Below are 12,348 nucleotides of genomic sequence, written 5' to 3' on the forward strand. Positions count from 1 at the left end.
CTTTAGAGATGGGTGAATGGCTTGGCCGAATGATCGAAGTAGACGTTACCAACATTGCGCACGGGGGTGTCAGTGTCGCGCGTCACGATGGTCGTGTCGTTTTTGTTTCCGACGCGATCCCCGGTGAACGCGTACTTGTGCGCATCACCGATGACAAGAAGAAGTCGTTCTGGCGCGCAGAAACAGTGAAGGTTGTTACGCCGAGTGGGCACCGTCGAGACCACGTGTGGGCGGCGGCAAGCATTGACCGTGACCCAGACAACCGAGCTGGGGGTGCCGAGTTCGGTCACATCGACCTCACTCACCAGCGTGCCCTTAAAGCGCAGATCCTTGCCGAATCGCTCGAACGCATGGCCAAAGTCACGCTTGCGCCAGTCGTCGAAGCCGTGCCAGGTGATGATGAACGAAATGGACTCGGATGGCGCACCCGCGTCAGCCTCCACGTTGACGAACACGGCAACGTTGGCCCATTCGCGGCTCGCTCCCACCGGGTAGTTTCTGTCGCCGATCTTCCCCTGGCAACCCCCGAACTTTCTGCGGGAGCCCCCCTCAGCCAGAACTTCGACGGCTTCGATCGCGTAGACGTGCTCAACCCCAGCAGCGGCGGAGTGCGTCTCATCATGGGCAAGCAAAAGCCACAAGTGATCACCGAGCTAGTGGGGGAGCGCGAATTCTCTCTGCTCGACTCCGGGTTCTGGCAAGTGCATCACGGCGCCGCCGAAGTGCTGACGGCGGCCGTGCAAGACGCGATCGATCCCGAACTCTTTGACCCCGCGGCATCCAACTTGGATCTCTATGGAGGCGTCGGCCTGTTTGCCGCAGCCGTTGGCGACAAGTTTGGCCCCGCAACCAAAATTACGACGGTTGAAGCAGAGTCTTCTGCTACCGATCACGCGGCGAAGAATCTCTCGGAATGGTTGGGCGCACACGCAGAAACGGGCCGCGTCGACCGCTGGCTTCGTCAGCTGGTGAGTAAGGCCACCAGCGCCGAGCGGGCTCGCCTAGAACGCGCCACGATTGTGCTCGACCCTCCGCGTTCAGGGGCTGGCCGCGAAGTGGTTGAGCTTGTGGGCGCGGCGAAACCCGCTCAAGTGGTCTATGTAGCGTGTGACCCCGTGGCATTCGCTCGAGATGTCGCGTTCTTCGGCGAACAGGGCTACACATTGGCCAAAGTTCGGGCGTTTGATCTATTTCCGCACACGCACCACGTGGAAGCAGTCGGAAGCTTCACCCGCAACTGAGTGCGCGTGTTACCGCCAAATGACGCGTGATATCGGCGCAACGCGACTACGATGGGGTGCAGAAACTCAGGAGGACGCCACATGGCCCAGACAGAACCATCGGGGACCGAAGCGCCCAGCGAAAATGCCAATCGCAACATAGCCGTTGCTGTTGTCGACGATCATGAATCTGTTCGATTGGGGCTCAAAGCGGCCTTCATCGACGAAGGCTACGACTTTGTTCTTGCCGCCGCTACTGTCAAGGAACTCGTTGACGGCCTGAATGGTCGCGAAGTAGACGTTGTCGTGCTCGACCTTTCGCTTGGCGACGGCTCGACCGTCACCGACAACGTCAAGAACGTTCAAGCCACCGGCTCAGCCGTGCTCGTGCACAGCATCGCCGACCGCGTCACCAGCGTTCGTGAGGCACTCGCTGCGGGAGCGGCCGGGGTGATCCCCAAATCTTCTGCCACCAAAACTGTGCTCGCAGCCGCAGCTACAGTTGCGCGTGGCGACGTGCTCAACAACCTGGAGTGGGCAACAGCGATCGACGCAGACCGCGACTTCTCGAAAGCGCAACTGGGTCGCCGCGAGCGAGAGATTCTTCACCTTTATGCTTCGGGCTTGCCTCTCAAACTTGCGGCACAGCAACTAGGAATTGGCTACTCGACTGCGCGCGAATATCTTGACCGCATCCGCGTCAAGTACGTCGAAGTCGGTCGCCCAGCTCCGACCAAGGTCGACCTCTTGCGTCGCGCCGTCGAAGACGGGATCCTTCCGGGCTTGGACTCCGAAGGCGGCGATGGCCACTAGCGTCGTCACGGCACGCCAGCCGCCCTCGGCGAAGCAGCCAAGAAACCCGATCAGCCGCAAAGAGGTTGAGCGGGTAATTTCGCGCTCGGTTGCAGTGATTGGCTTTGTTTTCGGGGCGCAAACCGTGCCCTGGTTGTTGAGTCAGGCACACGAGGCGCAAGAGTTGTGGCTGTGGGTTGTTGTTCCGGCCCTCTTCGGATTGCTGATTCTTGTGGTCATCCTGTCGTTCTCCAATCGGTGGGTGCGCGGTGTTCACGGCACGTTCGCGGTGGTCTACTTTTTGGCACTGCTGAGCTGGCCGTTCGCGGTGATTCCCGGCGTAGAGATCTTCAGCGGCATCCACTGGCTCAACTACCTCATTACTGTCGGCACAGCGATGGCGGCCATTGCCTTCGGTCGAGTACTCGCCACTATCTACCTCTTCGCGGCTCCGCTCGTCTACCTAATCGTGCGACTTCTCCCCATCGGTGGCGATGCCCCCTGGCAGTTGGCGTTACTGGAGGCCTTCTACGCGCTCATCTTGGGCAGCGCCATCATGATTATCGTGACGATGCTTCGCCAAGCCGCGTCTAACGTCGACAACGCACAAGCGACGGCGCTGCTGCGCTACGGCAACGCAGTGCGGCAACACGCCACGGAGGTGGAGCGTGTTCAAGTCGACTCGATTGTGCACGACAGCGTGCTCACCACGCTAATTTCCGCTTCACGTGCGTACCTGCCCGAGGCGCAACGACTCGGCGCGGTTATGGCAGGCAATGCCATTGTTCACCTGAAAGAAGCAGCGTCAACCTCGCCAGATGACATCTCGACAGTGCAGGCGACAGAGCTTGCCCAGCGCGTGATCACATCGGCTGAACTGCTCGCCTCAAACTTTCAGCTCTCCGTTCGAAGCGTTGGGGCCCGTTCGCTACCCGCAGTCGCGGCCGAAGCTGTGCACTCGGCCGCCGTGCAAGCGATGGTCAACAGCCTCCAGCATGCCGGAGGCACCGATATTGAGCGCAGCGTCGAAGTGCGCGGGCTTGAAGGTAACGGAATCGAAATTCTCGTCACAGACACCGGCCGAGGGTTCGACCTCGACCGCGTGCCACAAGAACGTTTGGGTGTGCGGGTGTCGATTGTCGAGCGCGTGGCAAACGCTGGTGGTCGCACCGCAATCGCGTCAATACCGGGCGCTTGCACCGAAGTGTGTATTCGGTGGCCACACGGCAACGAGAATGATGAACCGCTAAACCTTGAGGATATTGGCGAAGAAGGTGCCTCATGAATATCGGAGTACCGCGTTATCTCATCGTCGGAATGGCCGCGCTCTTCTCCGCGTACCACATCCTGTTGGCCCTCTACACGATTGACATTCCCGACCGCCCCGGCCCGATCTACGTCGCAATGGCGCTGTACGGTGTGGCAACGATCGTCAGTCTTCTCCCGTTCGGCACGGTTCGGATGCCGATCTGGATGGCAACCTTCAACTTCGCGGTCGTCGTTGCGATAACTCTCCTTGTAGCCAACGAACTCGACTTTGCGCGTGAAGGCGGCACCGGTTACGCCACTTGGTATGTCGCCGCCAGCGGAACGCTGCTCACAATTACCTCTACTCGAGGTCGTCACACTTTCGCGTGGTTGGGTATCGGATTTCTGGTCGCGCACACCTTCAGCCTCGGCCCGGTCGGTCCGGCAGGACTCTTCAGTCTCGGCATTGTTGGTAGCGCATCGTGGGTCGCGGTATCGCACGTGCTCAGCAGCGGCCTTGCTAAGGCATCCAAAGACGCGCAGCGTTTCATTCTGGCTGAGCAGGAAGCAACTGACTGGCAGGCGGCTCAAGATGCTCACGTGCATGAGCGGCAGTTCCGGCTTGAACAGACTGGCGCGATGGCCCTGACGATGCTTGAACGCATTCAGGGGACCAACGGTGACCTCTCAGAGGCAGAGCGCCGTGAGTGTCTCAACCTTGAGGGTGCCATTCGGGATGAGATCCGCGGCCGCAAGCTGCTCAATGATGCGGTGCGTGATCAGGTAATGATTGCGCGACGTCGCGGGGCCACGGTAACCCTGCTCGACGAGGGTGGCATCGACGATCTCTCTGATGCCGACTTGGACAGGGTGCTCAATCGGCTAGCGCTAGCGATTCAGTCCACCAGCGCAGACAGAGTGATTGCCCGTACCGTTCCAGAAGGCTCGGATGTCGCAGTTACCGTCGTCGGTCTCCACAGTGCTGGTGATGGCGAATCAAGCGCGCTTGGCCAGGACTCCCTTGAAGAGGATGTCGTCGACATTTGGCTCGAGATTCCTCGCGTCGACGCTGCACTCGTTTAGCTGACGCAGCGTGGCGCGAGACACACAACAGGCTTAACGGCGGAAGAGCCGGAGTGGCTATAAGAAGCACTTCTCCGACTCTTCGCTAAAACCCGGGTCAGGACGATAACCCGAATACCGTCCTGACCCGCCCCCAAAGAATTGGCCCGCTTACCCTAGTCGGCCAACCTTTGGCGGTGTAACTCCTATGGAGAGACACCTAGCACTTAATATTCTGCACCAAGAAAAGGATGTGCAAAGTCGGTTCTTTGGGGGACTCTCGGGGGACAATATTCTCGAAATAGTGTGGAAATCACCGTATTTCTCTGGATTTCAACGAATTCCGTGTCGCGCAATTGGGGTACGACTGCGCAATTTTCAGCCTCCCGGCGAACAGAAAAACTTTAGTGTCTGGCGCTTGCATTCCAGGCGCCAGGACCAGGATGTAACGGTGTGCGCATGGGGCGTTGGTTGCGTGCCCACGCAGATGGCGGTGCCGTCTCATCGCCCCCGGCCTGCTCTGCCGACTCGGCAAGAGCCGCGCGCACGACTGCGGTGACCGCCGCGATCTCCTCAGGGGTGACGTTTGTGGAGACGACGCGGATGTCAGCAGGCTCGTCGTTAGCCTCCGTGCCGGTCACAGCGGTATGTTTCCGTGCTTCTTGGGCGGCATGCTCGCACGCTTGGTGCGGAGCGCGCGCAGCGCCTTCACGACCTGCACACGAGTAGCGGCAGGCTCGATAACTCCATCGAGCTCGCCTCGCTCTGCCGCCAAGAATGGGCTAGCAACGTTGTAGGTGTACTCGTTGGCGAGACGCGTGCGAACGGCAGCGACGTCCTCGCCGGCGGCTTCCGCAGCTTTGATCTCACCACGGTAGAGGATGTTGACGGCGCCCTGGCCGCCCATGACGGCGATCTCAGCGGTCGGCCAAGCGTAGTTGAGGTCTGCACCCAACTGCTTGGAGCCCATCACGATGTAGGCCCCGCCATACGCCTTACGCGTGATGACGGTAACGAGCGGCACGGTTGCTTCGGCGTAGGCATAGAGCAGCTTGGCTCCGCGGCGGATCACGCCGGTCCACTCCTGATCGGTGCCGGGAAGGTAGCCGGGAACATCCACGAGGGTAAGAATCGGGATGCTGAAGGAATCACAGAAGCGCACGAAGCGTGCCGCCTTCTCGCCGGCCTCAATGTTGAGGGTTCCGGCCATGGCCTGCGGCTGGTTCGCGACGATGCCCACCGAGCGGCCCTCGACGCGGCCAAAACCGACAACGATGTTTGGCGCGAACAACGGCTGCGTCTCGAGGAAGTCGCCATTGTCAACGATGTGCTCAATGATCGTCTTCACGTCATAGGGCTGGTTCGGGCTGTCGGGGATGATCGTGTTGAGTTTGCGATCCTCATCCGTGATCTCCAACTCAACTTCGCTCTCATAAATGGGTGCATCCGAGAGGTTGTTGTCTGGCAGAAAGCCGACCAGCGTGCGGGCGTAGTCGAGGGCATCCTCTTCATCGCTGGCAAGGTAGTGGGCAACGCCCGACACCTTGTTGTGAGTGAGCGCGCCACCCAGTTCTTCCATTCCGACGTCTTCGCCGGTGACGGTCTTGATGACATCTGGGCCGGTAACGAACATTTGGCTCGTCTTGTCGACCATGATGACGAAGTCGGTCAGTGCGGGCGAATACACGGCGCCACCGGCAGCCGGGCCCATGATGATCGAAATTTGCGGGATGACGCCAGACGCCTGAGTGTTGCGACGGAAGATCTCGCCGTACTTGCCGAGTGCAACGACGCCCTCTTGAATGCGGGCTCCACCGGAGTCGAGCATGCCGATGATCGGAACGCCCGTCTTCATTGCGTGGTCCATGACCTTGATGATCTTCTCGCCGGCAACCTCGCCAAGCGAGCCACCAAAGATAGTGAAGTCTTGAGCGTAAACAGCAACTTGGCGACCGTGGATCGTGCCGGTTCCCGTAACAACGGCGTCACCGTATGGGCGCTTTTTTTCCATGCCGAACGCGTGAGTGCGGTGGCGAACAAACTCATCGAGCTCAACGAATGAACCGTGATCGAGCAACTGCTCGATGCGCTCGCGGGCTGTCATCTTGCCCTTAGCGTGCTGTTTTTCGATTGCCGCGTCACCGCTGGCGGTCACGGCTTCGTGATAGCGGTTCTTGAGATCGGCGATCCGGCCGGCGGTCGTGAACATGTCTGGAGTCGTATTGTCTTCGGTCACTGTGTCACTTTACCCACCCATCGACCGCTTGTGTGGTTGGCGGAACCCACAAGTTTGAGGCCGGTTTCATTGAGGAAACCCTATGAGGTGGCCGCGATGGCAGCCACACCGGCCACTACCAGGGCGACACCGACCACTTGAATGCGCATCAATCGCTCTTTGTGGATTCGCCAGCCGAGGAGCGCGGTGATCACCGGATAGAGAGATGCCAGCACTGCAACGACCGAGAGGGCTCCGCTCAAGCTAGCGAACGCGAAGCTGATGTTTGCGGCAAAGCCGAGCACTCCGATCGCTGCGATTCCCAGCAGAGACAGTCCACGCGCCCTGGGTACCTGCCTGAAGATCAGCAGCCCTACGCTGTACAGCACAAGGACGGTTACGGCGTCGGTGAGCAACGTTGTGGTGACACTTGTTGCGCTGCCCAGCGCAATCGCAAGATTCGCGACCCCAAAGAATATGGCGGCAACACCACCAAGCAGAATCGCTCTTCCTCCGCCGGCCGAGGGCACAGTGCGGTTGATCTCGGGTCCGCTCGCGAGCACTGTGCCGATGACAGCGGCGACAAGTCCAAGACCGAGCACCAGCGTGAGCTGGTCGCCCATAGACAGACCGACAGCGACAGGCACGAGAACGCTCAACGATGTAATGGGTGCAATGACTCCCATCGTGCCGATTGCGAGAGCTTTGAACAGGGATGAGACGGCGATCGCTGCGGCGAAGCCTGCGATGAGCCCCCACATGATCGACGGAGTCGCGCTGAAATCATAGGGATCGATGATCGCTTGCGGCGTCAGCGAGACAATCGCGACGATTTGGGAGAGAAACAGCACGGTGAGCATCGGCAGCTTGCGTGAGAGAGTGCCACCCAGGAAGTCGGATACTCCGAAGAAAACGCTTGCGAGAAGGGCAAGGCCAACGAGTCCGGTCACGACGTCGAATTCCTCACATCTGACAGTCCACCAACAAAGTCTTCGACACGCAGCGGCGTCGTGTGCCAGCCCAACTTCGTGGCTAGTCGCATGAGTTGTGGGGGTTCGACGGCGGCGTGATCGAGTGCCTCCGTTTGCACAAACACTTCCTCGGGCGTTCCATCAGCCTGAATCTCTCCTTGCGCCATCACGACGACTCGTTCAAAATTCTCGGCGCAGAAATCCATGTCGTGCGTAATCGCGATGACCGTGCGACCGTCACGCGCGAGCGCTTGGGTTATCTCGGCGACCATCCGCACCCCGAGTTCATCCTGACCTGTGGTCGGTTCGTCGAGTACGACAATGGGAGTCTCCATCGCGAGCACAGCGGCGATCGCAACTCGCTTTCGTTCCGACAGTGAGAGATGGTGAGGATGAACGTCAGCGTGTTCGCTGAGGCCCGTCAGTTCGAGCGACTCACGGACGCGACGTTCCTGCTCCTCCTCGTCGCAACCCAAGTTCTTAGGGCCGAAAGCGACATCCTGACGCACTGTGCGGGCGAACAACTGCTCATCGGGGTTCTGAAAGACGTAGCCGACTCGCGCAGAAAGATCGGCAATCTGTTTTCCGCTCGTTGTCCAGTCGCCCACGTAGACGCTGCCGTGTGACGGACGGAAGATGCCGTTGAGGTGGCGTACGAGTGTTGTCTTGCCCGCACCGTTTTGCCCAACAATGGCGAGCCGTTCACCGGTCGGAACCGTCAGGCTAATTCCTCGAACGGCTTCGACGCCGGATGGATAGGAGTAGCGAACTTGATCGAATCGAATTTCCATCTCAGCGCCCCGTTCTTTGCGTTGTGAAGTATTCAGTTGAGTCGCTCAACGAGACGGGCAGTGCGGCATCAGGGTGAACGATTCCGGCACCGCGGGCCGCGCGGGCCGCTCGGGTGTAGCGCGTGCTGCCAACCGACCACGACTCAAGGCGATCATCGGTGAGGACCGCGCGCGGGGTGCCCTCGTGGATGATGCGCCCTTCTGCGAGTACAGCAATTCGGTCCGCGTGCTCTCGCAGCAGCTCCACCTTATGTTCGAAGATGAGCACGCTTGTGCCTGCATCCGTAAGAGCGCTGATCACATCGAAGACCATCCGGCTCCCGCCAGGGTCTAACTGTGACGTCGGTTCGTCCATCACCAAGACTGGGGTGCCCATCACGATCACGCTGGCAATCGCGACGAGTTGCATCTGTCCGCCGGAGAGGGCGTAGGGGGATCGGTCAAGGAGGTGATCGATGCGGAGAAGCGCAGCGACATCCGTCACACGCGTGATCATCTCATCGCGGGGAACGCCGGTGTTCTCAAGACCAAATACGATCTCTTCTCGCACGCTGAACTTAGCGCCCGAGATCTGATTGAACGGGTTCTGAATGACTAGACCAACCTGAGCCACGGCCTCAGCGAGGGGGAGCGAGGAGATCGGCACATCGTCGACAGCCACCGATCCGTCGAGGGTGCCGCCCTCAACGTTAGGGATGAATCCCGCGATGATTTTCGCAAGGGTAGTTTTTCCGACGCCGGACGCGCCGATGACTCCGACAACTTCGCCGCGAGCCACGGTCAGATCGACACCGTCGAGTACATAGTGATCGGTATCGGGGTAGGCGTAGGCGACATCGCGGAGCTCAATCATTTGAATACCCCCAGCAGAGAGAGCACCACTGAGGCGACGGCGACAGCGATCAGCAACCAGCGGGCAATCTTTTGCCCGACGGGGTCAGGAACCACCACAAAACTGGTGTGCGTTGCAGGCGAGCTGAAGCCTCGAGCTTCCATCGCGGTTGAACGCTCCTCGACATCGGTAAACATGCCAAGCACCAGTGGCGAAACCAGCGGAAGAATGGCGCCTGCCCGGCGGAGGGGATTGCCCTTCAACCGCAGCCCACGAGCTTGCTGCGCTAACAAGATGCTCTGAGCTCTGGTTTGGAAGGCCGGAATAATCTGCAAAGTTGAACTGATGACGTAGCTCATCTTGGGCGACATCCCTTTCTCGGTGAGGCTCGTCATGAGAAGAGCGGGATTGGTGGTTAGCAGGAGCACGAGCGAGCACAGAACGAGCGCTGCGATGCGAGAGCCGATGCCGAGGGCAAACATGAGCCCTTCGACTGTTACGCGCGCAGGGCCGAATTCGGCAAGAACTGTCGTGCCCTCGGGAAAGAAGAGCCCCTGAAGCAGTACGAGCACGATCAGAATCGGTAAGAGAAGTTTGAGCGACAGGCTGAGGAGCCTGCCACCGGTGCCAGAGACAACGGCGGCAGGTACGACGATGAACACAACGATTCCGAGCGCAACCCACCAAATTTGCACGGCAAACACGATGATGATGATGCTCAACATCGCCACAAGTTTCGTGACCGGATTAAGCCGATGGATTGCGGATTCGCGATCTTCGTAGAGCGTCGTCGTCACGAGATCAGCCCTTCGGTGTTGGTGTGCCGTCAGTCGACGCTGAATCGTCACCAGAGGTCGATGCAGCTGCAGCATCCCCTGCTTCGCCAGTACGCGTTGCCCGGGTGGGTGCGGCCAGCTCAGACTGCTTGCCGAACACGTTGTACTCCCGCACGAAGGGGAACCTCGAACGGAATCGACTCGGCAGCGCGAACAGAATGATGACCACAATCGTGAAGGTAATCACCTTGTCGAGCGGATCGGATAGCAGCCCCTGGAAGGTCGTCGATGCTAGCAAGGAGTTGCCGACTGCCCGGAACGCCGCAACGATGGCGCCATTGCCACCGCCGGTTGCTCCGCCGAAGATGAAGGCCGCGATAGGGGACGATACGAGCGCAGCAACAATTCCTGTGATGAGACCAGCGATCGGAGCCAGGTAGAAGCGACGGAACATTCCTAGTCGACCCGCGTATCCGGCCATCACTCCGATAACGACCGCGGTTACCGCGAAGGGAAGAGCGATTGGGCTGATTGTCATTCCCCAGATCACGTTCGTGAGAGCGCCGGTGAGAGCACCCGCAGCCGGACCCGCGAGCACACCAACAAGAATCGTTCCGATCGAGTCAAGGTAGATCGGTAGGCCGATCGAGGCCGAGAGCTGACCAACAACGATGTTGACCGCTATCGCGACAGGTACGAGCGCAATAGTGGTGGTGGGCAGTCGATGAATTGTTCCCACCGCGATCAGGACAGAGCCGAGCAAATAGCCAATGATTGCGATGAGCGAAGCTTGGCCGAAGTCGCCTTCAGCGAACTCGCTTGGCTGGCCGAGCACCAGATACAGGTAGGTCGCAATGATGACGACCGCGCCAATTGCAATTAAGACTCGGTTTCGTACCTTGTTCGCTTCGACAGGTGTGTGTGACGTTGACATGAAATACCTCCTTGTATTGCATTTCTGTATTGCATTTCTTAAGGAAAACAGTCGAACAGTGGACTAGCTGAGATTGGGCCTCCTGAGGGTTAACGGGTGAGAGTGCGCGCGAGAGAACTCACACGCTCGATAAGGTGGTCGAAAAATGCTTCCGGATCCGTCGAAACGACAACGTCGGCATTGGGCTCCCGGCCCCACATTCCGCGCCAGTCGGCCACAGTCTGACCTCGCGTGAGAGTTCCGGCGAGTTCGACATCCACTGTCGCCGGCCTTGACTGACCGAGTTCAGGATGCAGCGCGATGGCGGCCGCAAAGGGGTCATGCATGTGCGCCAGAAAACCCTGATCATGGGCCTTATGGAACTCCATGTAGAAGCGCACGGCATCCGACAGGTGGCGAATAAGCGGATTCGAGGCCTGCGAACGAGTGCCGTACAGATCATCCTCGGCAATGATCTCGGCGGGGCTGCTCAGCGACTCCTTCGCTAACCGTTCGATGTGGTGCGGTTTCATCTCGATGAACTCGGTCACGTCGAGGGCGCACACGATCGGGCGCCGATCAGAAGGTAGCCCCGAGAACGCATCGAAAACGATCTTCGCCGACTCTGGGTCTACTGCGATGTTCCATTCGGTGGTCGGAAGAGTGTTACCCGCGTGGTTGAACGCGCCTCCCATGATCACGATTCGCTTGAGAAGTCGGGGTAATTCAGGCTCAATGCGCAGGGCGAGCGCCAAATTCGTGAGGGGTCCCGTCACGAGACCAATAACTTCTCCTGGGCGTGCGCGTGCGTTCTCAATCCAGACTTGAGTCGCATGGCGCTCGCTGATGTTCCGTGCTGGAGCATCGAGCACAGCGTGCCCGATCCCCTGAAGGCCGTGAGTCTCTTCCGTCGTCATGAGCGGAGCCAGGATCGGCACTTCTGATCCAAGGGCAACTTCAATGTCTGGTGCGCCGCAGAGTTCAAGCCAGGCGAGGTTGTTGATGGCGACCTGACGCGCAGGAACGTTTCCTGACGTACAGGTGATGCCGAGAATCTCTGCCTCAGGGCTCGCGAGCAAGTAGAGAAGCGCGAGGGAATCATCGATTCCGGTGTCGACATCGAATACGAGAGGTTGTGTCACGGGTGCTGCCTTTCACAGTGGGTTCGATGAACCAGCGAAAGGGGAGCAGGACGAGCCGCGGCAGAGACGGGCCAGCTCAGCTTTCACCGGATTGGTGGCGCGAATGCGCGAGTGCTGGGGCTGCGGCGGTCGTGGCCAATAGGCGAAGACGGAACCGCAATGGTCCGGTGTTCGCGTGGCCTCGACCTATCCAGTCAATTGTGCTCCAGTCGACAGTGACTCGATCCAAGCCCGTGTCGGGTTGGCGTGGGCTCACCATAGCGACAAAGCAATCCAGAGCGCAAGCATCCGCGTTGACTCATAGAAAATGCGCGCGTGGCAGGTATCGAGGAATCATTTGAGAATGCGCGCGTAGCGGTGTGTCTGCCGGTGCTGGTGAACGGGTG

12 protein-coding genes are annotated in these 12,348 nt (G+C 59.5%); 4 read left to right on the forward strand and 8 right to left on the reverse strand.

Annotated features, from left to right (window positions below; genetic code table 11):
* Positions 1 to 8 precede the first annotated feature (8 nt).
* The 4 genes from ABD112_RS12960 (at position 9) to ABD112_RS12975 (ending at position 4,343) form a co-directional block, all read left to right on the forward strand.
* A complete protein-coding gene (locus ABD112_RS12960) occupies positions 9 to 1,241 on the forward strand; it encodes a class I SAM-dependent RNA methyltransferase (RefSeq protein ID WP_343926491.1) in 1,233 nt (410 codons plus the stop codon).
* 81 nt (positions 1,242 to 1,322) lie between these two features.
* Complete coding sequence (locus ABD112_RS12965) at positions 1,323 to 2,033, forward strand: response regulator transcription factor (RefSeq protein ID WP_343926494.1); 711 nt, start codon at positions 1,323 to 1,325, stop codon at positions 2,031 to 2,033.
* Complete coding sequence (locus ABD112_RS12970; RefSeq protein ID WP_343926496.1) at positions 2,023 to 3,297, forward strand: sensor histidine kinase; 1,275 nt, start codon at positions 2,023 to 2,025, stop codon at positions 3,295 to 3,297. Before ABD112_RS12965 ends, ABD112_RS12970 begins: the two co-directional genes overlap by 11 nt.
* The gene (locus ABD112_RS12975; protein WP_343926498.1) at positions 3,294 to 4,343 is read left to right on the forward strand and encodes a hypothetical protein; all 1,050 of its coding nucleotides are present in this window, start codon (positions 3,294 to 3,296) and stop codon (positions 4,341 to 4,343) included. The genes ABD112_RS12970 and ABD112_RS12975 overlap by 4 nt, the downstream gene beginning before the upstream one ends.
* Before the next feature lie 383 nt (positions 4,344 to 4,726).
* On the opposite strand, the gene ABD112_RS12980 is transcribed toward ABD112_RS12975, so the two are convergent.
* The 8 genes from ABD112_RS12980 to ABD112_RS13015 all read right to left on the reverse strand — a co-directional run bounded on the left by ABD112_RS12980 (position 4,727) and on the right by ABD112_RS13015 (position 11,962).
* Complete coding sequence (locus ABD112_RS12980; RefSeq protein ID WP_343926500.1) at positions 4,727 to 4,963, reverse strand: acyl-CoA carboxylase subunit epsilon; 237 nt, start codon at positions 4,961 to 4,963, stop codon at positions 4,727 to 4,729.
* Complete coding sequence (locus ABD112_RS12985; protein WP_343926513.1) at positions 4,960 to 6,531, reverse strand: acyl-CoA carboxylase subunit beta; 1,572 nt, start codon at positions 6,529 to 6,531, stop codon at positions 4,960 to 4,962. The genes ABD112_RS12980 and ABD112_RS12985 overlap by 4 nt, the downstream gene beginning before the upstream one ends.
* A gap of 107 nt (positions 6,532 to 6,638) precedes the next feature.
* A complete protein-coding gene (locus tag ABD112_RS12990) occupies positions 6,639 to 7,487 on the reverse strand; it encodes an EamA family transporter (RefSeq protein WP_343926502.1) in 849 nt (282 codons plus the stop codon).
* A complete protein-coding gene (locus ABD112_RS12995; RefSeq protein ID WP_343926504.1) occupies positions 7,484 to 8,299 on the reverse strand; it encodes an energy-coupling factor ABC transporter ATP-binding protein in 816 nt (271 codons plus the stop codon). The genes ABD112_RS12990 and ABD112_RS12995 overlap by 4 nt, the downstream gene beginning before the upstream one ends.
* Position 8,300: 1 nt before the next feature.
* On the reverse strand, positions 8,301 to 9,152 hold the full coding sequence (locus tag ABD112_RS13000) for an energy-coupling factor ABC transporter ATP-binding protein (protein WP_343926506.1): 852 nt from the start codon (positions 9,150 to 9,152) through the stop codon (positions 8,301 to 8,303).
* Positions 9,149 to 9,928, reverse strand: coding sequence for an energy-coupling factor transporter transmembrane component T family protein (locus ABD112_RS13005; RefSeq protein WP_343926508.1), 780 nt, complete (start codon positions 9,926 to 9,928; stop codon positions 9,149 to 9,151). Before ABD112_RS13005 ends, ABD112_RS13000 begins: the two co-directional genes overlap by 4 nt.
* A 4-nt stretch (positions 9,929 to 9,932) precedes the next feature.
* Positions 9,933 to 10,841 (reverse strand): ECF transporter S component, encoded by a 909-nt coding sequence (locus ABD112_RS13010; protein WP_343926510.1) that lies wholly within the window; start codon positions 10,839 to 10,841, stop codon positions 9,933 to 9,935.
* 89 nt (positions 10,842 to 10,930) lie between these two features.
* A complete protein-coding gene (locus tag ABD112_RS13015; protein WP_343926512.1) occupies positions 10,931 to 11,962 on the reverse strand; it encodes a nucleoside hydrolase in 1,032 nt (343 codons plus the stop codon).
* Positions 11,963 to 12,348: the final 386 nt, after the last annotated feature.

The organism is Rhodoglobus aureus (genome assembly GCF_039527955.1).
GTDB lineage: Bacteria > Actinomycetota > Actinomycetes > Actinomycetales > Microbacteriaceae > Rhodoglobus > Rhodoglobus aureus.

What these genes read in the sequence shown, in the direction of transcription:
- ABD112_RS12985 (WP_343926513.1), bottom strand. Translation starts at nt 6,531, where the DNA reads ATGTTCACGACCGCCGGCCGGATCGCCGATCTCAAGAACCGCTATCAC.
- ABD112_RS12975 (WP_343926498.1), top strand. Translation starts at nt 3,294, where the DNA reads ATGAATATCGGAGTACCGCGTTATCTCATCGTCGGAATGGCCGCGCTC.
- ABD112_RS12995 (WP_343926504.1), bottom strand. Translation starts at nt 8,299, where the DNA reads ATGGAAATTCGATTCGATCAAGTTCGCTACTCCTATCCATCCGGCGTC.
- ABD112_RS13010 (WP_343926510.1), bottom strand. Translation starts at nt 10,841, where the DNA reads ATGTCAACGTCACACACACCTGTCGAAGCGAACAAGGTACGAAACCGA.
- ABD112_RS12965 (WP_343926494.1), top strand. Translation starts at nt 1,323, where the DNA reads ATGGCCCAGACAGAACCATCGGGGACCGAAGCGCCCAGCGAAAATGCC.
- ABD112_RS12960 (WP_343926491.1), top strand. Translation starts at nt 9, where the DNA reads ATGGGTGAATGGCTTGGCCGAATGATCGAAGTAGACGTTACCAACATT.
- ABD112_RS13000 (WP_343926506.1), bottom strand. Translation starts at nt 9,152, where the DNA reads ATGATTGAGCTCCGCGATGTCGCCTACGCCTACCCCGATACCGATCAC.
- ABD112_RS12970 (WP_343926496.1), top strand. Translation starts at nt 2,023, where the DNA reads ATGGCCACTAGCGTCGTCACGGCACGCCAGCCGCCCTCGGCGAAGCAG.